At 50.4% G+C, this 24464-nt stretch carries 24 protein-coding genes; 10 read left to right on the top strand and 14 right to left on the bottom strand.

All coding sequences use genetic code 11. The features are described from left to right. Positions 1-191: 191 nt before the first annotated feature. The 3 genes from GS601_RS01135 to GS601_RS01125 all read right to left on the bottom strand — a co-directional run bounded on the left by GS601_RS01135 (position 192) and on the right by GS601_RS01125 (position 5550). Positions 192-1142, bottom strand: coding sequence for a response regulator (locus GS601_RS01135; protein WP_162421306.1), 951 nt, complete (start codon positions 1140-1142; stop codon positions 192-194). Next, positions 1130-4345 (bottom strand): PAS domain S-box protein, encoded by a 3216-nt coding sequence (locus GS601_RS01130; protein WP_162421304.1) that lies wholly within the window; start codon positions 4343-4345, stop codon positions 1130-1132. The genes GS601_RS01135 and GS601_RS01130 overlap by 13 nt, the downstream gene beginning before the upstream one ends. A gap of 245 nt (positions 4346-4590) precedes the next feature. Then, positions 4591-5550 (bottom strand): YegS/Rv2252/BmrU family lipid kinase, encoded by a 960-nt coding sequence (locus GS601_RS01125; protein ID WP_162421302.1) that lies wholly within the window; start codon positions 5548-5550, stop codon positions 4591-4593. 148 nt (positions 5551-5698) lie between these two features. On the opposite strand from GS601_RS01125, the gene GS601_RS01120 reads away from it, so the two are divergent. After that, positions 5699-5956: a CRR7 family NDH-1 assembly protein gene (locus tag GS601_RS01120; protein ID WP_162421301.1), complete on the top strand. Its 258-nt coding sequence runs from the start codon at positions 5699-5701 to the stop codon at positions 5954-5956. A gap of 56 nt (positions 5957-6012) precedes the next feature. On the opposite strand, the gene GS601_RS01115 is transcribed toward GS601_RS01120, so the two are convergent. Beyond that, positions 6013-6579, bottom strand: a complete 567-nt coding sequence (locus GS601_RS01115) for a DUF2854 domain-containing protein (protein ID WP_162421300.1) — start codon at positions 6577-6579, stop codon at positions 6013-6015. A gap of 160 nt (positions 6580-6739) precedes the next feature. On the opposite strand from GS601_RS01115, the gene GS601_RS01110 reads away from it, so the two are divergent. Beyond that, positions 6740-7051, top strand: coding sequence for a thioredoxin family protein (locus tag GS601_RS01110; protein WP_162421299.1), 312 nt, complete (start codon positions 6740-6742; stop codon positions 7049-7051). Positions 7052-7141: 90 nt separating this feature from the next. Here the strand turns inward: GS601_RS01110 and purU are convergent, their stop codons facing one another. Further along, the gene (gene purU, locus GS601_RS01105) at positions 7142-7996 is read right to left on the bottom strand and encodes a formyltetrahydrofolate deformylase (protein WP_162421298.1); all 855 of its coding nucleotides are present in this window, start codon (positions 7994-7996) and stop codon (positions 7142-7144) included. Then, complete coding sequence (locus tag GS601_RS01100; protein WP_202924766.1) at positions 7993-8784, bottom strand: DUF4340 domain-containing protein; 792 nt, start codon at positions 8782-8784, stop codon at positions 7993-7995. Before GS601_RS01100 ends, purU begins: the two co-directional genes overlap by 4 nt. Before the next feature lie 315 nt (positions 8785-9099). Here GS601_RS01100 and GS601_RS01095 point away from each other — a divergent pair, with 315 nt between their 5' ends. After that, on the top strand, positions 9100-10137 hold the full coding sequence (locus GS601_RS01095; RefSeq protein ID WP_162421297.1) for a polysaccharide deacetylase family protein: 1038 nt from the start codon (positions 9100-9102) through the stop codon (positions 10135-10137). A 67-nt stretch (positions 10138-10204) separates the two neighbouring features. On the opposite strand, the gene GS601_RS01090 is transcribed toward GS601_RS01095, so the two are convergent. From GS601_RS01090 to leuB, 3 genes are all read right to left on the bottom strand, one after another. Next, positions 10205-11017 (bottom strand): prepilin peptidase, encoded by an 813-nt coding sequence (locus tag GS601_RS01090; protein WP_162421296.1) that lies wholly within the window; start codon positions 11015-11017, stop codon positions 10205-10207. A gap of 132 nt (positions 11018-11149) precedes the next feature. Continuing rightward, positions 11150-11416, bottom strand: coding sequence for a hypothetical protein (locus GS601_RS01085; RefSeq protein WP_338016928.1), 267 nt, complete (start codon positions 11414-11416; stop codon positions 11150-11152). 141 nt (positions 11417-11557) lie between these two features. Further along, positions 11558-12643 (bottom strand): 3-isopropylmalate dehydrogenase, encoded by a 1086-nt coding sequence (gene leuB / locus GS601_RS01080; protein WP_162421295.1) that lies wholly within the window; start codon positions 12641-12643, stop codon positions 11558-11560. Positions 12644-13012: 369 nt separating this feature from the next. Here leuB and GS601_RS01075 point away from each other — a divergent pair, with 369 nt between their 5' ends. Further along, positions 13013-14785, top strand: coding sequence for an N-acetylmuramoyl-L-alanine amidase (locus GS601_RS01075; RefSeq protein ID WP_162421294.1), 1773 nt, complete (start codon positions 13013-13015; stop codon positions 14783-14785). A 112-nt stretch (positions 14786-14897) separates the two neighbouring features. Here GS601_RS01075 and GS601_RS01070 read toward each other — a convergent pair whose 3' ends face one another. Together GS601_RS01070 and GS601_RS01065 are read right to left on the bottom strand one after the other, a co-directional pair. Further along, complete coding sequence (locus GS601_RS01070; RefSeq protein WP_162421293.1) at positions 14898-15953, bottom strand: tetratricopeptide repeat protein; 1056 nt, start codon at positions 15951-15953, stop codon at positions 14898-14900. Between the two features lie 16 nt (positions 15954-15969). Then, positions 15970-16656, bottom strand: a complete 687-nt coding sequence (locus GS601_RS01065; RefSeq protein ID WP_162421292.1) for a sigma-70 family RNA polymerase sigma factor — start codon at positions 16654-16656, stop codon at positions 15970-15972. 214 nt (positions 16657-16870) lie between these two features. Here GS601_RS01065 and GS601_RS01060 point away from each other — a divergent pair, with 214 nt between their 5' ends. Continuing rightward, complete coding sequence (locus GS601_RS01060; protein WP_202924765.1) at positions 16871-17389, top strand: VOC family protein; 519 nt, start codon at positions 16871-16873, stop codon at positions 17387-17389. A 271-nt stretch (positions 17390-17660) separates the two neighbouring features. On the opposite strand, the gene GS601_RS01055 is transcribed toward GS601_RS01060, so the two are convergent. Then, on the bottom strand, positions 17661-18596 hold the full coding sequence (locus GS601_RS01055) for a serine hydrolase (protein WP_162421291.1): 936 nt from the start codon (positions 18594-18596) through the stop codon (positions 17661-17663). A 90-nt stretch (positions 18597-18686) separates the two neighbouring features. On the opposite strand from GS601_RS01055, the gene GS601_RS01050 reads away from it, so the two are divergent. Both GS601_RS01050 and GS601_RS01045 read left to right on the top strand, forming a co-directional pair. Next, entirely contained in the window at positions 18687-19352 is a 666-nt protein-coding gene (locus GS601_RS01050) for a C40 family peptidase (protein WP_162421290.1), read from the top strand. A 70-nt stretch (positions 19353-19422) separates the two neighbouring features. Continuing rightward, a complete protein-coding gene (locus tag GS601_RS01045) occupies positions 19423-20445 on the top strand; it encodes a glycosyltransferase family 2 protein (RefSeq protein ID WP_162421289.1) in 1023 nt (340 codons plus the stop codon). Between the two features lie 15 nt (positions 20446-20460). On the opposite strand, the gene GS601_RS01040 is transcribed toward GS601_RS01045, so the two are convergent. Both GS601_RS01040 and GS601_RS01035 read right to left on the bottom strand, forming a co-directional pair. Further along, positions 20461-21087: a hypothetical protein gene (locus tag GS601_RS01040; protein ID WP_238392877.1), complete on the bottom strand. Its 627-nt coding sequence runs from the start codon at positions 21085-21087 to the stop codon at positions 20461-20463. Beyond that, positions 21074-21811 (bottom strand): phycocyanobilin:ferredoxin oxidoreductase, encoded by a 738-nt coding sequence (locus GS601_RS01035; RefSeq protein ID WP_162421288.1) that lies wholly within the window; start codon positions 21809-21811, stop codon positions 21074-21076. The genes GS601_RS01040 and GS601_RS01035 overlap by 14 nt, the downstream gene beginning before the upstream one ends. Before the next feature lie 115 nt (positions 21812-21926). Here GS601_RS01035 and GS601_RS01030 point away from each other — a divergent pair, with 115 nt between their 5' ends. Genes GS601_RS01030 through GS601_RS01020 form a run of 3 tightly spaced genes read left to right on the top strand, consistent with a single transcriptional unit; the run spans position 21927 to position 24438 of the window. After that, a complete protein-coding gene (locus GS601_RS01030; RefSeq protein WP_162421287.1) occupies positions 21927-22739 on the top strand; it encodes a serine/threonine protein kinase in 813 nt (270 codons plus the stop codon). Between the two features lie 56 nt (positions 22740-22795). Further along, positions 22796-24205, top strand: coding sequence for a serine/threonine protein kinase (locus GS601_RS01025; protein WP_162421286.1), 1410 nt, complete (start codon positions 22796-22798; stop codon positions 24203-24205). Between the two features lie 53 nt (positions 24206-24258). Further along, positions 24259-24438 carry a Sec-independent protein translocase subunit TatA/TatB gene (locus tag GS601_RS01020; RefSeq protein WP_162421285.1) on the top strand — a complete coding sequence of 60 codons (180 nt, stop codon included), beginning with the start codon at positions 24259-24261 and terminating at the stop codon, positions 24436-24438. The last annotated feature ends 26 nt before the right edge of the window (positions 24439-24464 follow it).

Here is a 24464-nt window from a genome sequence, read left to right as displayed (position 1 = left end):
GAATCGTTCGGTTTGCCCACTCAAATTTAGTTGGATAGCCGTACTTGTCTGAATCAAAATCAGCTAGTCAGAGTATTGCTTTGCTAATAATTAATCTAATGACTTACCTTAAGGCTCTGACCGCGATAGACTGTTAAACAATTTTTATTCAACAGTTTAAAAGATGCTCAATCGCGACGATTTGTTCCTGGCTAACTGACGCAAGTAGAGTAGCGATCGCGCCCTTCATCTTTCGCCTGATACAATGCCTTGTCTGCCGCTGTGATGAGTAGCTCTGGCGATGTAATTGGGCTAGGAATCGCCGTTGCTATACCTAAACTGACGGTCACAATCGATTTGACCTTCGAGCTAGTGTGCGCGATCGCAAGCTCTCTCACCCCAACCTGAATTGCATGAGCCACCTGAATGGCACCTTCTTGCTCAGTAGTAGGCAAAATCACGGCAAATTCTTCGCCCCCGTAGCGAGCCGGAAGATCTAGCGATCGCTTTGCCGCATTCTGAATCACATTTGCCACTTGCCGCAAACAATCATCACCAGCTTGATGCCCGTAGGTGTCGTTAAACAGCTTAAAACAGTCAATATCACACATAATCAGCGAAAGCGAGGTCTGATCCCGCAGCATTCGTTGCCATTCTTGCTGCAAATATTCATCGAACCGTCGCCGATTTGCCACCTGAGTTAAGCCATCAAACGAAGCGAGGCGCTGCAATTCGTGATTGGCTTGCTCCAACTGCTGATAAAGCCTGACCTGTTGGATCAGCCGCCGCACTCGCTGGCGCAACACCGCCCAATGAATTGGCTTCGTGATGTAATCGACGGCTCCTGCCGCAAACGCTTGATCCACAGATTCTTGATCCTCTAAACCTGTAATCATCAACACGGGCGTCCGCGTTCCGCCACTCATCCGCTGGATTTGCACGCAGCAGGTAAAGCCATCCCTGCATGGCATGATGGCATCCAGCAAAACCACATCTGGGCGCATTCGCGCATAGATTGCTAGGCACGCCTCTCCATCATTCGCTTCGACCACCTGGTAGCCTTCCTGCTCCATTGCCTGTCGCAACCCGATCCGAGTCATCTTGTCATCATCGGCAACCAGAATTAGAGGAGGATTGTGATTTGAGGGGATTATCTCTGGCATTGCTGAAGTTCCATGGTTAGCAAGGCTTGAACGCGATCGTATTCAGCCTCCAGTAGACGGACACTGGGGGCACCCTGATCTAGATTTCCCACACGAGCGCAGGTTTCCAACGCTTTACATAAGTCTGCTAACCCCATCGCTCCGACCATAGCGCTGCTAGACTTCAGCGTATGAGCAGCTTGCCCTACGCTGCGAGCATCGCCTTGCGCGATCGCCCATTCAATCCGTTTCACCAGTTGAAGGGCTTCATCGAGATAGCAAGAAATCACATCCGTGAAAATCTCCGTACCTCGATCAGCCGCCAAACCGCGCATTTCTGCTAAAGCACTGCGATTGAGGGGATCTTCATGGGGGGGTGCCAAGAGCAAAGCACGGGGCTGACATTGACGCAAAGCACCCATGAGCGCCTCTATCCGAATCGGCTTGCTGAGATAGTCATTCATGCCTGCATCAAGGCAAAGTTGGCGATCGCCCTGCATGGCATTAGCGGTCATAGCAATCACGTACGGACGAGTGTCAGACGACCATTCTGCACAGATTTTCTGCGTGGTCTCTAGTCCATCCATCTCCGGCATTTGCACATCCATCAACACAACATCATAGGGCTGGCGCTGGAGCGCGGCTAATACGTCCAGACCGTTACTCGCAACATCTGCACAATACCCCAACCGTTGCAGAAGGTGAAGCGCGACTTTCTGATTCACAACATTGTCTTCTGCCAGCAGGATACGCAGGGTGCTGGGTGGGGTGAATCCTTTTTGTAGCGCCTGGGTAGGGATCTCTAAAGTATTGTTTTGCGAAGGGGCGATCGGCTTGGCTTGGGTCAAATTTTCAGCATGAGACGTGATGGGCACAGAAAGCAATGTTGCCGGAGCCGAGCAGACTGTAAAGTAAAACGTTGAACCCTGAGCCGTTGGCGATCGCTTTGGGGTAAAGCCCGTTGGTGGCTCACCGCCAATTCTGCCCTGACTTTCAACCCACATGTGCCCGCCCATCATCTCGCTCAAGCGTTTGCTAATTGCCAGCCCCAGTCCGGTTCCACCATACTGCCGACTGGTAGAAGAGTCTCCCTGGCTAAACGACTTGAATAAGCGCTCCATGCGCTGGGGGGAGATGCCGATACCTGTGTCGTAGACGGCAAACAGCAGATGAAAGGCAGACTGATGGTTGGGGTCAGAGCAGTGTTCTGAGGAGTAGTTGCAAGGTCTAGATACCCCATTTTCTGGTTGAAAAATGCCAACGGTCAACTGAACCTGCCCTCGATCCGTAAATTTAAGAGCATTGCTGAGTAAATTCACCAAAATTTGGCGTAACCGAGTTCCATCACCCACAAGCGTTGCTGGGGTTTGAGGAGAAATCTGAGAGGTAATCTCTATCTGTTTTTCAGCCGCTTTAGCTGCCATTAAATCAATGGTTTCGTGGAGGCAGGTTTGTAAGTCAAACGGCTGCTGCTCGACGTCTAGCTTGCCTGATTCAATTTTTGAGAAATCTAGAATGTCATTGATGATGGTGAGCAACGCATCTCCGCTACTGCGAATAGTTTCTAAAAAGTCCTGCTGTTGGGGGGTGAGATCCATATCGAGCAGCAATTCTGTTAAGCCAATCACGGCATTCATAGGGGTACGAATTTCGTGGCTCATGGTGGCTAAAAACTCGCTCTTTGCTCGATTTGCGGCTTCTGCGGCGTGTTTTGCTTGGGCTAAGGCGAGATTTTGCTCGGTGAGCTTTTCCCGTTGCAGAGTTTCTTGTTTGAGCAACCGAGCTTGGGCAAGGGCAATACCGACTTGATCAGCAACGGCTTCAAACAGTTCAATTTCGGTTTGGCTCCAGTGGCGGAAGCGATCGCACTGATGCAAGCAAATGACACCGTTGGGTTCGCCCTGGTAGGACGTTCGCACGGCCAGCATAGATTTGAGAGAAACCTGGTCGCAAATGGCATGGCTAGCGCGCAGCAACGGCTCGGTGTAAACATTGGGGGATGCGATCGCACTATCGGTGATCAGCAGAGTCTCGACATGGGGATTGCCAACAATCGGCACCGTTAACCCGGTCATGGCGCTCCACCCTGGCTCTAGATACTCTGCCACAATGGGAATTTTGGGAAACTCGGTTTCGCCTTGCAAAGATTCAAATTCTGTCAAGATCGCGTCGTCTATGGTAGACACATAGGCATGGATCAGGCAGCGATTGACCCCAAAGGCATGACCGACCTGCGTAGCTGCCGTCTGAAAAATCTGCTGCGTGTCTAAACTTTGGCGAATTTCTAGGGTGATTTGCTTGAGCAAGAGTGCCCGTTGATATTGCCGTTTCAAGGCTTCTTCAGCGTGCTTGCGATCGCTAATGTCGGCTTGAATTCCCACATAGTGAGTGACCTGCCCTGCCGCATCTAAAACCGGAGAAATGGAAAGCTCGTTCCAGAACAAAGAGCCATCTTTGCGATAGTTTCGTAAGGTGACGGTGCAATCTTCCCCGTCTTGAAACGCGCAGCGCAGTTGCTCGATCGCAGGCTGCTCTGTTTCACCGCCTTGCAAAATGCGGCTATTTTTACCGATTACCTCGTCTGCTGAGTAGCCCGTCATCCGCTCAAAACCAGGGTTGACATAGATAATCGGATTATCAGCACAGGTGGAGTCAGTGATAATAATGCCATTGCTACTAGCCCGAATGGCTCGGTCTAAGATCCGGAGGCGAAGTTCGGCTTGCTTTTGTTCGGTTACGTCCCGGCAGACGCTAATAAACCCTGTTTCAGTTACCGTGAGCGACACTTCCTCAAAAAATGTACTGTTGTCTCGGCGTTTGGCGACGACTTCGCCGCGCCACTGCCCGTTCTGCTGGAGAAGAGGAACGATTTCCCGCTCAATTCGGCTAATTTCTTCGGGATAGTAGAGTTTTTTCCAACTTTTGCCAACCAACTCCTTTGATAGGTAGCCAAACATGCGAAGGTGAGCATCGTTGAGATAGAGAAACTGACCGTGTTCATTTAAGATAGCAATGCCGTCTAGCGCTGCCTCAACGACGGTGGATTGCCGCCAGAGGGCTGCTTGCATCTGCTGCTCCAAACGTGGCTCAGGGGCTTCTATCAAAAATTTGCCGACGGGTGAGCGCCATTTAAAGCGACGCAACACGGCGGTGAAAAAAGCGATATTGCCTGCGATCGCAAGGATGTTTGCACCGAGAAGAACCCACTCTACGCTCACTGCCATTCGATGTCCTACATTGACCGTATGTCGCGAAAATTGCCCTGAATCTAGTAATTTCCGCTCTGTTACTCCAGGTTCACAGAGAGTAGTTTTTATAGAGGGTCGTGATTACGATACCTCGTTATTAAGTGTAGAGAGCAAAATTTTGCCCTAAAGTAGGCAGAAGGTTGCTCCTATCTATCCTCTGGACTAGATCAGCCCTATTCTTTATATACTGCATCGCTTGAGCATTCTAGCGAGGAAAACCGCTAATCTTTGGATTCGATCACTAAGTCAGGCAATCCATCCAGTTTCTCGGTGGCGATCGCGTCCTCGTTGGGCGAGGGCAGAAACACCGTCAAACCGGCGGGGATGCATTCAATATCAACAGGCGTTGTCCCAATCATTTCGCCATCGAGAACCACCTTCTGAGGCGGATGGGTCGTGACCTTAAAGCGGCGCGATCGCACATATCCAATATCGTCGCGGTCAGAAGGGTTGCCGCTGATTGCCGACTGAAAGAGATGGTAGGTCGCAGTGATGGCGCTAGCCCGATTGGTTGGCGCTACGATCGTCAGATCCAGCAACCCATCATCCACCACCAACCCTGACGGACCCTGCGCCAGTACAGAAGTTGCGGGAGCGGCGTTTGCCACCGTCAAAGCAGACGCACTAAACGAAATCACCTTGTCATCGGTTTCAACTTCAGCTTCAAACTGTTCCATGTCGCGCAACTGTCTCAACCCCGCCAGAACATAAGCCAAAATGCCAAACCGATTTTTCGCTTCCCGATTTGCTTTCTCAACCGTCTCTGCCTCAAAGCCAATGCCAGCAAGCAAGACCATGGGCTGACCATTGCAAGATGCAATATCAATTTTCTGCGTGTACTGGTGCAAAATTGTTTTGCAAGCTCCCTCGATCGTGGTTGGGATTTCTAGGGCATTGGCAAAGGCATTTGCTGTTCCCCGCGCGATCACACCTAGGGGAATACCCGTTCCCATCAGCGCCTTGGCTGCCGCAGATAATGTGCCATCTCCGCCCGAAGCAATCACGGCATCAACACCCTGCTGAACGGCTTCTTCGGCAAGGGCATCGGCTCCTATCTCTTTGGAGGTCACACACACTTCTAGATTGAGATCAGCTAGTAGAGTCTTGATCAGGGCTAGCTCTTGGTCGGGGTCACCCTGACCCGCCACAGGATTAAAAATCAGACGGACAGATCCCGGCATAGCAGCACGATTCCTTTTGAAAGAGCATTGAAGCAGTAATGTATTCTAGATATCATACGGGAAAGCGCTTTCGGTTCCCACTTGCGGGGGATTTGAGAGCCTGGGAAAAGCCTCTCAATGGAACCTGTTGAACCTGCGATAAGAGCCGATGCCAAATTCATTGATGTATCAAGAAGATTATTTTGTGGTGCTGGAAACAAACCAGCCAGAGCAAATTTTGTCAGTAGAAGAATTAGGGCAGAAGCTACGATCGCGGCTGTCTTCTCACCCCGATGATTTGCCGATAGACTTACAGCAATTTGCCACCGTAGATGAGCAAGTCACCTACTTAATTAACACAACCTATGAGTTGGATCTGGCTCCAGGTCAGTATTTGCAGTGGTATGCTGTGCGCCTAGAAAAGTGAGAACACCGCCTATGTTTGAAACAAGATAGATAGGCGTGCCATCCTGCGCTGGTCAGTTACTCGACTGTAGCCGCGATCGCAGGCGCAGCAATAATTGAAACTTCTACCTCATCTTCATCCGGCTGCGCCAACTCCACCTTTACTCCCGGACCGAAAAAATTCGTCATTTTGTCCTGGCGCTGCTTCCACAGGTCAAAAGAGAGATAGGCAGAATCAAACAAAAGCACCAGTGTATAGGCTCCATTTCTAGATTCTTCGCGCACTGCCGCCAGTTCAGGACGTTGTTTTTCGATAGGGCTAAGTCCGAGATAATTCAAAGCGCTGTCAAAATGCGCTTTCTGCCCATAGCGGTAACGGGTCACATCGTTGAGAATCTGGGTCTGGGTGCTGGTTGCTTGCTGTTCTCGCAGTGCTAAAACCTCTGGCGTTGTCTGAGCCATGAACGGCACAGGCTTTAACTCAGTAATTTTGAGGGCGACTCCCCCTAAAAAGAGCGGAATGCCATAGAAAAAGCCGACCATGTTCAGGGCGGCATAGTCAAGAAGATAAGCAGCAATCCCAACAACGGTGACAACGCCACCCGCACACAGGAGCAGCATTCCTAAGGGAAGTTTACGGAGCATAAGGCATTTATGAAGCAAAGGATAGATAGGCTTATTATCCCTGCTTTGCGCGCGATGTTCTGGCGCTAGAAAGCCAACTCTAAAGAATTTTGCTAAAACCGTTTTGAAAAATTCTGTAATCCTTTACGCTGACTAGTGCAGATTTGTATGTAAAGTGGCTATGACTCGCGCAGTAATCAAGTTTTCTTCTGAAGATTGTGGCATTTGTCACAAAATGGCATTTTACGATCAAAAAGTTGCTGAAGAACTGGGGCTTCAATTTATTGATGTAAAGATGCAAGACACCGCAACCTATCGCAAATATCGCAGTGTTCTTTTAGCTCAATATCCGGATAAATCTGAGATGGGATGGCCGACCTATATTGTTTGTGATTCGCCGGAAGGTGCGTTCACCATCATCGGTGAGGTGAAAGGCGGGCATCCAAAAGGAGAGTTTCGGACGAAGTTACAAGGTGTGTTGAACAATTCATAGAATAGGTAGAGTTCACCAATTGACTCGCATAAACTAACGCTTTGGTCTATGCAGACTGAAGCGTTAGTTTCACCCAAAAATAGGTATACGTTATCCAAAGATGACGGTACGATTTCCATAAACCAAGACACGATTTTGCAAATGTAGCCGTACTGCTCTTGCTAAAACAACGCGCTCTAAATCTTTTCCTTTGCGAATCAAATCGGCGGTGTTGTCTCGGTGGCTGACCCGCACCACATCTTGTTCAATGATTGGTCCTTCATCCAAATCTTCGGTGACATAGTGCGCCGTTGCGCCGATAATCTTTACGCCACGCTCAAATGCTCTCTCATAGGGGTTTGCGCCTGCAAAGGCAGGTAAAAACGAGTGATGAATGTTAATTATGGTCGGAAATTGAGCAACGAAATTAGGACTTAGCACCTGCATATATTTTGCCAAAACCACTAAATCGATGTTGTATTTCTCTAAGAGTTCTAACTGTTTGGCTTCTTGTTCTGCTTTGGTTTCTTTAGCGATCGCATGGTGATGAAAATCGATGCCAAATTGTTCTGCGATCGCGCCTAGTTTTTCATGATTGCTCAGAATCAGGGGAATGTCTGCTTGCAATTCACCCGATCGCTGACGCCACAGCAAATCGAACAGACAGTGATCCTGCTTACTCACCCAAAGAGCGATCCGAGGCGTGGTGTCTGAAAAGTGGAGTTGCCACGTTGCGTTGAGGGGAGTGGCAATCGCTTGAAAGGCTGGCTCGATCACCGCACGGGGCAACTGAAATCCTGCTAACTGCCACTCAATCCGGTTGAGAAATAGCCCTGCCGAAAAGTCTGTGTGCTGGTCAGCGTGAATAATATTGCCACCATTGGAGTAGATGAAACTAGCAATTTTAGCGACCAAGCCTTTTTGATCGGGGCAGGAAATGAGCAGAGTAGCCGTTGGAAAGGTCATTGCGATCGCGGGGATGACGGGGTAGAGGCAGCAGGACTGGCGCTGCTTTGCGGAGCCGCCGATGGACTCGGAGAAGCACTAACCGATGGACTCGGAGGGGCGCTAACCGATGGGCGAACCGATGGATTGGCATTTGGATTGACATTTGGATTGACATTTGGATTGACATTTGGATTGACATTGCCTGACGGGGCAAGACTCGGTGAGGCGTTCGGAGTAGGCTTGGGTTTTTCTTTTTTCCATTCAGCCAACGGGCGATCAACGGCGTTTTGAGCGTCGATCGGCACGAGCAGCACCGCCAAATCTTGATTAGTATTGACAGGCGGATCGGCTAAAGCATACAAAAAGCTGCGATTAAAGTTAGGTTTGCCGAGAACGAATTGATGCGTCTCTTGATTCGCAAGTTTGATTTCAACAGTAGCGGAGGGTTGATCGAGTCCAAACTCTGCTTTGCGGTTGGGGGCAACAGAGAGGATACGATCGCTCCTTCCGGTTGCCAGCAGGTTTAGCAAAAACGCCACCGCACCATCATCAGCTTGCGTGGTTTCTGGCGTTCTCATCTGCCACACTGCAGGCGTCACTCCCACTTGCCTCTCAAACGTCAGGGTAGGCTGATCCGAGGTTTTCACCGTAAAGCTCGTGATGTCTGCCTCTGCAAAATTGAAAATAGGCGTTGAGTCTAACGTTGCCTCCTCGCGCTGAGGCTGCCCAAACTCGTAATAATAAACGACTCCACCAAACGCCAAGGCAAGGAAAATTAGAATCAGGGACGTGCGTTGAAATTTCATAAGCTGACCTACCGAGCCTTCACAAATTCATTACTCGATTTGGTCATTCTACTATTGTGGTCTGCCGATTTCTGGAGGAGTGCCGCGATCGGTGCAAGGCGCAACTCCGAAAGATTTGATAAAAAATAAATTTTCTTCTAAAAGCACAAAACAGCCCTCCTCATCGCATACCTTTCAAAAACTTTATAACTCAGCAAGGTGTCTTAAAGAATTCGCTTTGTTTAGAGCTTACTTATAAAAGTCTCTGCCAATATATCTATGGTTAGATTCTGCTTTTCAACAATTACGCACGCTTAAAAAGCTGTGAGATGAGCCATGAGAATTCCCGGACTTGGAAAATTGCAGCGCGTAACCGATACGATTAAAAATCGGCTCATCTCAGGAGGCATTATCCTGATGTATCACCGCATTGATGAGCCACCGAATGACCCATGTCGCGTGTGTGTCTCACCTCGTCATTTCTCCGAGCAGCTTGAAGTTTTGAGCCGCCATTGCCGCATTCTTCCTTTACAAGAAATGGTAGAAATGGCTCAAGCGAGAAAGCCTCTAGAGCAAACTGTTGCCATCACCTTTGATGATGGCTATGCAGATAATTTGTTGACTGCAAAGCCTCTGCTTGAAAAATACAATGCTCCTGCAACGATGTTTGTTCCTACTGGAAATTGGAACCGCAATCAAGAGTTTTGGTGGGATGCATTAGAGCGTGTGTTTTTACAGCCTGGGCATCTTCCGCAACGGTTGCGTTTAGAAATTAGCGGTGATGTTTATGAATGGGATTTGGGTGAGGTTGCCGATTATTCTGAAGCCGATTTTGAGCGCGATCGCACGTGGACGATTTACACTGCTGCAAATGCCGACCCAACCATTCGTCACTCAATCTACCGATCGCTGAGCCGCTTATGCTTTCCGTTGCCTGAGCCAGAACGGCAGAACCTCCTTACCCAACTTGCCTCGTGGTCAGGTATTGAGTCTACCACTCGTCTCACTCACCGTTCTCTTTCGCCAGAAGAAGTGCGTCAGCTAGGGGACGGAAGTTTGATCGAGATTGGCGCACATACCGTTTATCATCCGCCGCTTTCAACCTTATCTGCAACCTTGCAGCAGCAAGAAATTCAGCAAGGCAAAGCCGCCCTCGAAACGCTGCTAGGGTATTCTATCAGCAGTTTTGCCTATCCTTACGGCAACTACAATACACAGACGCTTGATGTTATGCGAACAACAGATTTTGCCTGTGCTTGCTCTACGAAGGCTAGCAAAGTTGTGCATACGAGCAATTGCTTCGAGTTGCCTCGTGTAGAGGTGCAAAACTGGGATGGCGAAGCGTTTGCCCGTTGGTTCGTGAAATGGCTGTGAGGGCTAGGCTTGGGTGATCGTGGCACAAGCGTTGAAAAAGGGCACCGCTTTAGGTTGCTTCACATCCTTAGGTTGGAAACAGACTCAAATAGCTAGAGATCAGCCGTTCTCCGTAGAAGAGAGCGATCGCGGCTCCCAAGGCTAGAAATGGACCGAATGGCATGGGTTGACGACGGGACAAAATGCCCAGGGCGATCGCACCGCCACCCACTAGCGCCCCGGAGGCACACGCTAGAAATCCGGCTAACAGCAACGATTTCCAACCGAGCCACGCGCCTATCATCGCCATCAGCTTAGAATCGCCTGCGCCCATCGCTTGCTGACCGAAAACAACCGAGCCAACGATCGCAATGATATCCAGCAACCAGATACCGAGAACCGCCGCGATCGCACCCATCATCAGGTTTTGAATTGCACCCGTGAATCCGGATACCGTCCAGCCTGAGAAAAGCTGAAATCCCAATCCCACAACCAGACCTGAGCGAGTCAACGATTCTGGGAGAGTCATCGTATCCAAATCAATGATAGAAAGAGCGACCAACCAACTGAGAAATGCCCAATAGCCAATCGTTTGAACTGATAGACCAAACGTTAGAAATACAAGTAAAAATATCAGCCCCGTGCTAGCTTCAACGAGCGGATAGCGCTTAGAAATCGGACTTTTGCAGTGGTTGCATTTGCCGTTGAGCCACAGCCAACCTAACACAGGCACATTGTGATGTTTCTTTAATCGCGTCAAACAGTGGGGGCAGCGCGATGGCGGGTAGAGGATGGATAACTTGGCGGGAAGCCGATAAACCACCACATTGAGAAAACTACCGATCGATGCACCCAGCGCAAACACGATAAAGCAGGCAGGCAGCACTAGAAAAAATTCCATAACAAACAGCGGCTAGGGGTAGCGATTGGACAATTTAACCTCTAATCTTCCCCACAGCCAGCGTAAAGTTATGGATGAGTTACCGAGTTAACGGCCACTCTACTCCCTGGTTCTACTTACCCTTCGTTCTCTCTAGTAGGCCGTTGATTGAATCAAATCGAAGGGAATGAAGCATTCTTGAGGAAGCAAAGCGGGTTTTCTGGTGAAGATCAGTTTGCCGCGATGCGTCACCCGATTGATGGCAACCCCAAGCGGTGGCTCCGTCAGTTCTGGGTGTACCGAATAATAGGTTTCATAAATTTGGCGAGCCGAGCGAATCACCATCGGGTCGAGGTACGCCGCAAAGCTGCCATCATCCACGTCTGCTCCTGTGTCCATCCTGGGTAAAGCATTAACCACAGATTCTATCCTCACGTTTTGTTCCGAGTGTATCCTACTGTTAAAGACTATGATTGACAAAAGAAATGAAATATGAACGATAAAAGACCTATCCAACGATAGAGACAGATCGAAATTGGGGATTTAGCCCTGACGATTTATCTATTCCTGGGATAGCGCGCTGATCAGGACATTGCCCATCGCTTCACAGCCAATCAGGGTGTTGCCTTCTGCCATAATGTCTCCCGTTCGATAGCCTTGATCCAATACTTTAAGCACTGCTTGTTCGATATGGCGTGCTGCTTCGGGCTGATGTAGGGTGTAACGCAGCATCATGGCGGCACTCAAAACCTGCGCTAACGGATTTGCTCTATCCTGTCCGGCGATGTCTGGCGCGGAACCATGAACCGGTTCGTAGACGCCTGCACCCGATGTGCCCAAACTTGCAGAAGGTAGCATGCCAATGCTGCCCGTCAGCATGGCAGCGGCATCAGATAGGATGTCGCCGAAGAGATTGCTGGTGACGATCGTATCAAACTGCTTGGGAGCGCGGACTAGCTGCATGGCGGCATTATCGACATAGAGATGAGAAAGCGCTACATCGGGATAATCGGCGGCTAGGGCGGTGATGCGATCGCGCCACAGTTGCGATACTTCTAGCACGTTGGCTTTATCCACAGAGCAAAGCTTTTTGCCACGTTTCTGGGCGGTTTCAAAGGCAACTCGCCCGATGCGATCAATTTCAGATTCGGTGTATGCCATGGTGTTGACACCACGCTTTTCGCCCATTTCGGTCGTGAAAACGCCTCTGGGCTGACCAAAATAAATCCCGCCCGTCAGTTCGCGTACGACCATAATATCGACGCCTTCAACCACGTCTCGCTTGAGGGACGAAGCATCGATCAGTTGCGGCAGAATGATGGCGGGGCGGAGGTTGGCGAAGAGTCCGAGTCCGGCGCGGAGTCCGAGCAGCCCAGTTTCGGGGCGGAGATGGCGGGGTAGCGTGTCCCACTTGTATCCCCCGATCGCGGCTAGCAGCACAGCATCGCTATCTTTGCACTTGGCTAGGGTTTCGGCAGGCAGCGGTTCACCTGTGGCATCGATCGCTGCGCCTCCAATCAGTGCTTCTTGAAATTCAAACGCAAGCTCAAATTTTTGACCGACTGTTTTCAGCACCTTGACGGCAACTGCCATGATTTCAGGACCAATCCCATCGCCAGGAAGAAGCGTGATGCGATGCTGTGCCATATCTGTTGTGGTTCATCTGACTGCGGACTGTATCATACCGTATCTAGTAGATTATTAACGTTGAGTTGAGGGGGAGATGGGCGAGGTCGGGAACTTTATGCTGTCTAGAACTCAGAGGTTTAGAATTTCAGGCATCAGCGCGATCGCAAAGGATGACCAAGAGCAGCGCTGATAGCTGCGATATGAGCCGTAGACAGCGTGCCAAAACGTCTGCCGCTTTGATGACCAAGGGATCTGACGTGGGGAACTTCTGATCGCCCAACGGGATCAAGGTCGTTATTCCTTCTCTCGACCGTAACGTCCTTTTAAAGTTCTCACGTTAAGAATTCACTCTCGTGTTACCTTATCCCTACTTTGTTGCGGCTTGGCATGAAAAGAGTTTTAGGTTCGGTGGTGGTTGCGATCGCAATGACCGTCATAATTGTCACATCAGCGTGGGCAAATCCATCGCTCACTATCATTTATCCGCCAATCGATCATGAGACGACGGCAAAGCAAATTTTTCTGATTGGCACGGCACCGCTCAAGGGCGATGTTTTGGTCAATGGCACCGCGATTTCCCGCAGCACGGCGGGGCATTTTGCGCCGAGCTTTCCGCTCAAGGTGGGAGCAAATCCCTTTACGGTGCGGTACGCCGATCAAGAAGTAAAGCTGACCGTGACGCGCGCTTCGATGGAGCCAGTTGCGCCTCAAGGGGCAACGTTTGGTCAAGACTCGCTCACGCCTGCGACAGACATTGTTCGGCTTCCCGGCGAACTGATTTGCTTTAGCGCGATCGCACCTCCGAAGGCGTTAGTTTCGGTGAAGTTGGGTGATCGGATTATTGCCCTCCAGCGCCAAAGCGCGATCGCCAATCTCCCTGCTAATTCTGGCGTTCTCACCGGGCTAACCCAACCCACCACCACCGACCCCGGACAGTATGCTGGCTGTACTACGGCTGAAGCCGCAGGAGAATTGGGTCAGCCTGAGTATCTTCTCAATTTCAATGGAGCCAGTTTTGCCCAAGCGGCTCCTGGAAAAATCAAAGTTCTTGCTCCTACACAGCTAGAGGTTGTTGAAGTAACGGTAGATCAGGGAACGGCGAGAACCGGAGCTAGCACCGATTATTCACGACTGACTCCGCTGCCGAAAGGCACCCGCGCCACGGTGACGGGTCGAGAGGGCGATTGGCTCAGGCTTGACTATGGCGGTTGGGTGAGAGCGAGCGAGACGAAAGTGATTCCTGGCTCGGTTCCAGTTAAGTCATTAATTCGAGGCATCACCTCGCGAGTTGCTGGAAACTGGACAGAAGTGCTGTTTCCCCTCCAGGCTCCGGTTCCGGTGTCAGTTCAGCAGGAAAATAGTGTATTTAATCTCACGCTCTATAACACGACAGCACAAACGGATACGATTCGGCTTGTGAATGAGCCAGTGATTGCTAGATTGGATTGGCAACAAACAGATCCAATGAAAGTTCAATATCGGATTAGCCTCAAGAATGAGCAACAGTGGGGATACAAGCTTCGCTATGAAGGAACAACGTTAGTTCTATCGCTGAGACATCCGCCTAAGCCACAGCGATCGCAGGGTCGCAGCCCAACTGCATTAAACGGAATAAAAATTCTTCTTGATCCGGGACATGGCGGACCTGATGATCAAGGATCACGAGGTCCAACGGGCTATCCTGAGAAATCGGTAAATTTATTGACGAGTCAATTGTTACGTCAAGAACTTGTGAAACGAGGGGCAACGGTTGTGATGACCCGTACCACAGATGTGGATTTAGACTTGCCGCCGCGAGTGGCAGCGATCGCAAAAGCCGAACCTGCGATCGCGTTGAGCATTCACTACAATGCGCTTCCCGATGATGGCGACGCAATCAATACCCAAGGTGTGGCGGCGTTTTGGTATCAAACTCAGGCACAGAGTTTGGCAGAGTTTATGCACGATTACTTGATAAAAACGCTCAACCGCCCATCCTACGGCGTGTTTTGGAATAACCTAGCGCTGACTCGCCCGACCGTAACACCATCAGTGCTGCTGGAGCTAGGGTTTATGATCAATCCCGACGAGTTTGAATGGATTCGCGATCGCAAAGAGCAAGAGAAACTGGCGCTTACCCTGGCTGATGGCATCACCGAGTGGTTTCGGCAAGTTCAATAGCATCCATCACTAAGACTGCCCAACTTCTTCTCTTTGGAGGCTCAGAAAACCGCACTCTAGCGCTCTCTCCGGTGCGAACGGGTTGGGGGGTGAGCCTCTTGAGCCTGCTATCCTATCGCAAAAACTTCCGAGACTTTAGCGCGCCGATCTGCGTCATTAAAAAGTCTCGATCTTGGGTTGCATTGACCGATCGTGCCACGTCCAAGGCTTGCTCGTAGTAGCTTTGGGCGTTGAGCAAATCGCCAGTTTGCCGATGATGATGCGCGATCGCTTTGAGCGAAGTCAACACCTGCATTGAGTTATTATCTCTACTCGATAGCGCCAGCCGCTCATTGAGGGCATTCACCAAGTTAGAGTCTTGTCCGGCTCCGCGATACGAGGCAATCATGCCATCCAACGCTCGAAATTGAGTCGGGCGATCAGAGCCTTGCTGCCCTAAAAACAACGCCTGACGATGAGCAACATAGGCAGAGCGGGAATCTCCCATCGCTTGGTAGGCATCGCCCAGGTTGCTCAGTGTGTTTGCTTCTCCGATGGCATCTTTAGCCTGACCCCGAAAGATTCTGGCTTGCTCTAACTGAGCGATCGCCTCTGGATATCGACCTTGCAAATAAGCCACCAAGCCAAGATTGCTCAGCGAGATGCCCTGCCCGACCGTGTGGCGAATTTGTCGAGAAACGTCTTGGGCTTCGGTAAAGGCTTTTTTAGCTTCGGCTAAGCTGCGACGCTGCACCAAAATGGTGCCAATATTGTTGAGCGCGTAGATTTGCCCTTGAGTATCTTGATTATCCCGTGCGATCGCGAGCCGCCGCCGAAAGGCATCGTCCGCATTTCTTAGCTGCCCGGCTTTGGCGTAAGTGTAGCCCAGCAAATCGTAAACCCGCCCCTGAGCTTCGGTATCCCCAATCTGGCGATAAAGGTCGATCGCGCTTTGCCAAGCGGTGATTCCTGCGGAGCTAATGGCGGCAGTTCCTTGCCCAGCATCATGCTGCTGAGAACCAAGTTGAACCGCACGATCGGCTTTATGGCGCAAGCTTTCGTCTATGCGATCGCGAGGCGCAGCCGTCAGTTGTCGAGTCAGGTCGCCTGCCATGCTCGGAAACCCAATTGCACCTGCGGCCACCAAAGCGGAAACCATTCCCACTGCAAATCGAGCTACCCATCCCATGACCTACCTCCATCCGTTAGAGAAATTCGAGTTCTTTTAAGCTGTTTTCCAGCGAGTCTGAGTTTATTTCAGACCGCACAGGTTCTTGCCTAGAGTGCCCACTCAAATAAATCTCTCTAATATCGTCTGGCAGATTGTCCTCCAACAGTCGATAGCCTTGGCGCAAATGCGCTTTCACCTGTTCTGGCGGAACATCCTCTCCTTCTGCTTGTAAGTAAGCCGAAATGCGAGTTTCGCTCCAGTGAAACGTTTGCGCCATCAGCACCATTAATCGGGTGGCAGCAGGCAGTTGATTTAAGCCGCGATCGAGGTAACACCAAAATGGCGGAGAGGCAGCTTTGAGGTTGTAGTGAATCTCTTCGACCGGAGGCAATGCTGCTTCGTTGATGCCAGACGCCGTGACCGCCAGCAGCCAGCCCTGAAAGGTGCCGCCGCCTTCGCTAAACGCGCGCAGATCAACGCCGACCAATTCATGGAACACATGCCGCCAAATCAGGGCAAATAAATAGTCTGCTTGAACGGGTGACTTGGCAGCGTGCTGAATTAATGTATACACCATCGGGCTGTAGCGGCAAAACAGCGCTATAAAGTATTGCCCAGCGTCAGGATAGCGCTGATACAAGGTCAAAAGCTCTTGATCGTTGTAATGAAATAGTGACTTAATGATCGGATGATTGGCTTCAGGAAAGGTTGGAATAGGCACAGCTTTAACTCAGAAGAACTACTAGGAAATGCCACTTACTATATAACAGTGACTTGTGGGAAATGGCACAGGTTTTTTAGACTAGTTTTTACAAAATGGAGCGCCAGGGATCTCGCAAAATCTTACGGATCTCCTCCTTTCCCCTTGTTAGAATGGAATAGCTCCGCAATACTAGTAGCTAAATTTGTAAGCCTTTTGCGCCAGTGAATTATCTATGATGGATACTTTATTTTCTACCCAAGGCATTATGGTGATGCTCCTTGGAGCCTATGCCGTTGCCATGTGGCTGTTTCTCACCAGCGCGCCCAAAGTTCACACGGTGATGGTGTCGGATGTGGAGGGGGCACGAGAGTTTTATGAAGGTATGTTAAGTTTGCCGGTAGCTGAGATTCCGCTCCATTATTACTACAATTACGAGCAATCGTTAGGAACGGCTGGACTCAACCCGATGTATCTGTCTGGCAGCATGGGAAGCACAACGGCGCGGGGCGGCAGCGATGGGTTGTGGTATCAGCTTAAGAAGAATACTCAACTGCATGTGATTTCTGGAGCAAGTTATGGCGAGAAAGAGCGCGATCGCCATGTTTGCTTCGATCGCGATTGTCTCGATCAAATCTTGCTGCGGGTTCAAACCCGGGGTGTAAAGCATAAAATTCGCCGAGAGAAACCGCTCAATTTTTTAGTCAAAGATTACGCTGGGCGCGTGGTTGAATTTGCAGAGGTCGCCAACTAAAACGTTTGCTACTACTTTTTTAATGAACCGATCCGTGGGAGCAAAGTAACATTTGCTCCTTTTCTTTGGGGTAGTATTTTGGGGCTATCAGGGTTGCGATCGCACCGCCGAATTTATCAAATCCTCAGTAAAACTGCCAAACCATTGTAAGTGACTTGGCAGGGAGTTATGGTGATTTGACTCTAGGACACGCAAATATTGTGTCAAATGACTGAGTTTAAAACTGTATAAAAGGTTGCGTAAGAAATGGCTATTTTGTCTTTCTAGACATTCACAGCGGTTTCATGGCTTCTAAGATTTGTAGCGATAAAAATGGCAAGATTTCTTCATTATTACTATGCGCTTTTCCCTCAACAAAAACGATTAGTAAATAAGGGTTGGTAGCAGGCGGTTGGATATAGGCGGCATCGTGGCGGACTTGGCTGGTGAGTCCGGCTTTTGACCATACCCCAGACTGCGGCGGAACGCCTGCCCCAACAAATCCGGTCACCTGATTTTCGGGATTGGCTTGGAGATCGGCGGGGTTGAGCGATCGCTGCATTAATTCCATCATTTGGCGCGATCGCGTTGGGCTAACTGCCACACCCCCGATGATACTATGCAGCAACCGTGCAGTGGCATTGGTGGTCAGCAGGTTGCGATTCTCAAACGTCTCGCCGTAGAACGCTCGTTCTCGCCCGTAAGGACCATCACACCACGTTTTCTGGTTAATGTTGACCGTTGCCAGTTCTTCCCAACCCAAGCCTTGAAAATACCGATTCACAATGTTGCGTTGAGATTTCCACGTTTCAAACGGCGCATCCGGAATTTCAGGTCCTCCAGTGGTTCCGGTTAACACATCAACCACATAGCCTGTGGCATCATTACTAGAGTCTACAATCATGTCTCGGAGTGCCCGATCGAGTTCTGCCGAGGGCGGTATCATGCCGCGCTCAAGCCATTCGTGGGCGGCTACGAGATAAAACAACTTCACCACGCTGGCAGGATACACATTCTCCACGCCTCGGTAGGCATAGCCCCGCACGGGTCGCTGCCAAAAGTCTTCGGGTGCGATCGCGCCGCCAGTGTTCACAAAAATCGGCGGATCGTACACAATCCACGTTAGGGCAAGCTGGTTTCGGGCTAGTTCGGGAAACTGGGCAAAGGTTGAGTCGAGGATGCGATCGCCCAAGGGTTCGAGTTGTGCATCTTTGTGAAAGAAAGTCATGGCGAGAATGGGGTAGGGGGGCAAGGTATGGAAAAACCATGTAACCTATACCCTGTATCCTGTTTCAGTCATTTTGATTGGGTTATCTCCATGCAGTATCTCACCAAAGCCGCCCTAAATCTCTACGATTCAGCAGAACTCACTGAGCTTGCAACCCAAGCAGCAATTGGCAGATATCTCACCATTGTGACGGATCTGGCAGCCCCGTCCCCGCTTTACGTTCGTCTCTGCGAAGATGGCTATCTGGGCTGGCTCAACCCAAAGGATGTACAGCATTTGGAGCGATCTCAGCAGGGGTATAGTGCACCGGTTTTGACTGAACCGGAGATCCGCGATCGCATCGGGGGCGCGATCTCGTTTACTCACGCTGCGATGGCGGTTCCCAATCACTACCTCTGGGGCGGAACCGTTGCCCCCAATTACGATTGCTCTGGGCTGATGCAAGCGGCGTTTGCTTCTGTGGGCATTCGGTTGCCGCGAGATGCCTATCAGCAAGAAGGGTTTGTCAGACCCATCAAGCAGGATGATTTAATCCCTGGAGATTTAGTTTTTTTTGGCTCCCCGGAAAAAGCAAAACACGTCGGGCTATATTTGGGTGATAACCGCTACATTCACAGTTCTGGAAAAGATATTGGACTGAATGGCATCGGGATCAGTGAACTAGCTGTAGATGGCGATCGCGTCAGCCGAAACTACTACCTTCAATGGCGCGGGGCAGGTCGCGTGGTAGAAAGCTATCAGCCTGAGGGAAAATAGGTTGATAAGATATCCAAATCTAGATTTCTTCTCGTGTTTTTGCTTTTACGATCGCCAGCCCCTGATCTCCATGAATCCCTCTCTTCTGCAAAACAGTCTGCCGCCTATCTCCACCTTTCAGCCTGATCTCTCTATTGTTGTGCCGGTTTATAACGAGGTAGAGAGCATTCCGATGTTGTTAGATGCGATCGCAACGAGTCTTAGCCCCCACCCCTTGAGCTATGAAATTATCTGTGTCGATGATGGCTCTAAAGATGGGTCGGATGCGTTGCTAAAGCGAGAAGCGATCGCTCATCCCCATCTAAAAGCCGTGATTTTGCGACGCAACTATGGGCAGACTCCCGCTATGGCAGCCGGATTTAGCCACGCCAGAGGAAAAGCGATCGTTACGCTAGACGGAGATTTGCAGAACGATCCGAGCGATATTCCGATGCTGCTAGAGAAATTAGACGAGGGCTACGACTTAGTGAGCGGTTGGCGGAAACATCGACAGGATGCGGCTGTTACACGGGTAATTCCGTCTAAGATCGCCAATTGGCTGATCGGGCAAGTCACCGGAGTTCAGCTTCACGATTATGGCTGCTCGCTCAAAGTCTACCGATCGGAACTGGTGGCGGATATGAATTTATATGGCGAGTTGCATCGCTTTCTGCCTGCGTTAGCGTTTATCGAGGGCGCACGAATTACAGAAGTGCCGGTTAAGCATCATTCGCGGCGCTTTGGTCAGAGCAAATATGGACTCGATCGCACCTTTCGTGTGGTGATGGATCTGCTCACTGTCTCGTTTATGCGAACGTTTCTTACCCGTCCGATGCATGTGTTTGGGCTGTTTGGTGGGGTGTCGCTGTTGGCAGGAACTGCGATCGCGCTCTATCTTGCCATACTCAAGTTTGGGTTTGGGGCGAGCATCGGTCAGCGCCCATTGCTGATTTTGGCGGTTGTTTTGTTTCTCGCCGGGTTAAATTTGTTTAGCTTTGGCTTGGTCGCAGAAATTTCGATGCGAACCTATCACGAATCCCAGGGGCGACCGATTTACCGGGTCAGAGAAGTGGTCGGGCAATCAGAACAAAGCATCGCTTCCAAAGAGCCTTGACGTTGGAACACTCTTTTACTCGCCTTTCCATGCGGCAATCACATGATCGATCGTCGTTCCCAAAATGCGTGCCAACGGCGCAAGCTGATAGCTCTCGATTTCGTCCCCGTCGTAAATTGCCCGCAGTTCGGGAATTGAAAGCCGATACGAATCGCAGAATTTCGCAAACTCATCGGGGTTGAGGTCAAGATCTTGCTGCCGCTCTCTCAACATCGCGGCGATCATTGCCGTTCCGGCTAGGGGACGGTTGGCAGTATCAAGGTAGCGTTGCACCATTTCATCAACTCGCTCTGGGCTACCGCCTGTCCGGGCAGTCAGTTCGTAACAGGCTTGGTGTAATGCTTTTTGCACCCGCTCTAGTTGGTTGAGTTGATGGGTGATGTGCTTGGCGTAGTTGAGTTTGCAAAAGCCCACGATCGCGCCTTCGTGGGAGACCGGAACGTAGGTTTCTTGCGGATCGAAGTGCCAAGATGAAGTAACGTGCGGCATAGAAACTCTGGGCAACGCTAAGATGGTGCTCTCAGAATGCCCTGGAGTGTAGGATGGATTGACACGGGGCAATTGTGTTTGTCCATCGCAAATTTCCAGAGCAACCCCTCCTAAAAATCCGTCTGCATCTCCATTCAGATTATTCCGCCACATCAAACAAAACGGTCGTCAGATAGCGCTCTGCCCACACCTCACCAAACGCCTTCTCTAGCACCCGGCGAGTTTTGTCATTTTGCTGCTGCTGAGCGCAGTAATAGCGCTGCCCAGCGAGAATTTCATCCCGCCGTTCCGGTGTTGGCAGAGTGGCGATCGCGCGTTGACAATGTACCTCCAAATAATCGGCAACCCGCGCCAAAAACGCCGATTCCTCCTCTGGGCTGGTCGGACGCACCAACAGACAGAAACTAGAGAAAATATCGCCCCACTCTGGCACCGGGCGCTGTTGAGAAAATTCTACGGCTGGCAGCGCCTTTAGACTCGCTTGATATTCGACGGGCAGCGATCGCACCGCATCGGTCGGAGAAAGATCCACGATCGCCATACTGATCACCTGTCCGCGCCCACCCACAAGATCTGTGCCAAACATCGGCAGCCCATACTCCGGGCGGGGAAACATCACGCAATGCAAAATGTCTAGCATCGTTCCAACCTTGGCAAGCTCCAGATGAAGTTTGCGAAACTGAGGAGCCTGATAACAGACGTTTTCAATCACCAACCTTTCGCCCTCCATCCGTCCTTCGACATACCCCAAATCCTCTGGCAACCTGTAAGGAGACAGATCTAGATGACGCTGCCATGTAGATTCGATGGTGTTTGCTAAATTTCGGATTAAGGGATGCTGCTGTTCACGAATCGAGGGTGCAGAACGGGAAGACATAGTACACACAGTGAGGAACGGAATTATGGCATGGTCTCGCTTTTTCAGAATATCAGTTCGAGGTTAATCCCAAACGAAGGTGATGCAGACTGTGAAGAGTGAACTACAGCAAACTATGGTAGGTCAAGTTTTAGGCGATCGCTACGAAATTGAACGAGAACTCGGACAACAGTCCGGTCGATGGACATTGCTCGCCAAAGATGTCCACGCTGGAGAACGGGTCGTCATCAAACTCTTGTGCACCGATGAGAACATGCGACCCGATGATTTGAAATTGTTTGAGCGAGAAGCAGAAATTCTCAAATCGCTCTCCCATCCATCGATTCCCAACTATTTGGGGTACTTTCAGCAAAATCTTCCTACTGGGCAAGCCTTGGCATTGGTGCAAACCTATGTGAAGGGGCGCTCTCTCGAAGAATGCTTTAAAGTCAAACGAACCTTTACCGAGGCAGAAGCCAAGCAAATCGCCAAGTCGATTTTATATATTTTGATTTACTTGCAGAGCCGTAATCCGTCGATCGTGCATCGCGACATCAAACCAAACAGCATTATTCTTGCTGAGAAAAAAACTCATTTGGTTGATTTTGGCTCCGTCAAAACCCTGTTTAACAAACACGATGGCAGCGGAACTGCCTTTACGCTAGTAGGCACGCACGATTACACACCGCCCGAACAGTGGAGTGGACGGGCTCTCACCGCGTCCGATTTATACAGTTTGGGGCTAACTATCATTGCGATCGTGACGGGCAAACACCCCTCCCAACTCCCCCGAAAGGGCAACCGCTTTGAGTTTGAGCAGTTGATAGATCTCAGCCCCGCCTTTGCCGATTGGCTCAAGTGGATGACGGAAACAAGTTTAGAAAAACGCTTAGGAACGGCAATGCAAGCGCTGCAAGCATTAGATGCAGCCCAAGTGAGGAGATTCTAAACTAGAAATAATTCCGCTTCAAGGTTCGGAATCACACATAGTGTATCTTCTGGCAAATGTATCTTCTGGCAAATCGTTACAAGCTCGAACGACAACTAGGTAAAAAGGCGGGACGACAAACCTTTCTCGCCAGAGATTCGCAGACTCAAAATCTAGTTGTGATCAAGCTGCTCAGTTTCGGAAATGAGTTTGAATGGGACGATCTCAAGCTGTTTGAGCGAGAAGCAGCCACCCTGCAAGAACTGTCTCATCCAGCGATTCCCCAGTATCTTGATTATTTTGAGGTAGACGAACCAGCCCGTAAGGGCTTTGCGATCGCGCAAACCTACATCGATGCCCCATCTTTAGAACAACATCTGCAAGCAGGGCGCACCTTTAGCGAAGCCGACATCAAGCAGCTAGCTCACAATCTGCTAGAAATTTTGACGTATTTGCACCAACGTCAGCCGTCTGTGATTCATCGCGATCTCAAACCGAGTAATATTTTGCTCGGCGATCGTTCTGGAACTAGCCCCGGTCAAGTGTATCTCGTTGATTTTGGCTCGGTGCAAACTTGCGTTGCCAAAGATATTGGTACTAGAACGATCGTCGGAACTTACGGATATATGCCGCCAGAGCAATTTGGCGGACGGGTCGGGGCTGCCTCTGATATATACAGCTTGGGCGCAACGCTGATCTGTCTTGTCACCGGTCAACACCCGGCAGATTTGCCCCAAGATGACTTGCGAATTGAATTTGAATCGTTGGTCAACCTCAGTCCTAGTTTTGTGGCTTGGCTAAGGCAGATGACCGAACCGAGTTTGAAAAAGCGATTTTCCACAGCAGAAGCGGCGCTCAAGGCATTGCATACTCCTCCAGTCCCGATCGCGTCAGACGGGCACCACGCCAAGGTCATACCTCACCAACCCGCAGGCAGCAGAGTTCGGATTAGTAAGCTCAATCAAGCCATTGAGGTTGTGATTTTGCCGAACGGATTTCAGTGGGCAAGCGTGTTCTTGGCACCCTTTGCGATCGCATGGAATTCCTTCATCTTTTTCTGGACGCTTTCTGCCTTCTTTATTCCCTTTCCAATCAATATTCCGTTTCTCCTGTTTTCGCTGCCGTTCTGGAGTGCCGGGATCGCCATGGCACTGAGCGCTTTGTTTCCGGTATTTGGCTCGGTGCGTCTGCGGATCGACCAACATAACATTTCGCTAACATGGGAAATGTTTGGCTTGAAATGCTCGCGCCCCCGCGATGATCAGCGTCAAAATATTTACAAACTCGTCTATGTTCCGAAGCATTTTGTGAAAGATTCGGATGGCGATCGCATCCACAAGCCCGCCTCGCTAGAAATTCGGACGAATCGCCGGGAGTATCAGCTTACCGGAAGGCATGGGGGCATTGGCATCGCCACCGAAGCAGAACTAGAATGGATTGCCCACGAGTTGAGTGAGTGGCTAGATATGCCGATTGAACGCGGATAGCCTGCTCAGCCCCTTAGACCGTCTAGAATAAAGACGACTAACCGGAGACGCATATGTTTAACCTGGGCTGGACTGAGGTTGTGATCGTGGGGGTTGTGGCGATGCTAATTTTTGGTCCAAAGAAGATTCCCGAACTGGGCGGCACGTTTGGCAAGACGTTGCGGGGCTTTAAGGAGGGCATCACGCAGTCGGAGAAAGAGCCGAATGAGGATGACCTTGACGCCGATCCATAACATGTCGATCAACGCCGATCCCTAAT

The sequence above is a fragment of the Myxacorys almedinensis A genome, from assembly GCF_010091945.1.
Taxonomy (GTDB): Bacteria; Cyanobacteriota; Cyanobacteriia; order Leptolyngbyales; family Leptolyngbyaceae; genus Myxacorys; species Myxacorys almedinensis.
This window is presented reverse-complemented; position numbering and strand designations above follow the sequence as displayed.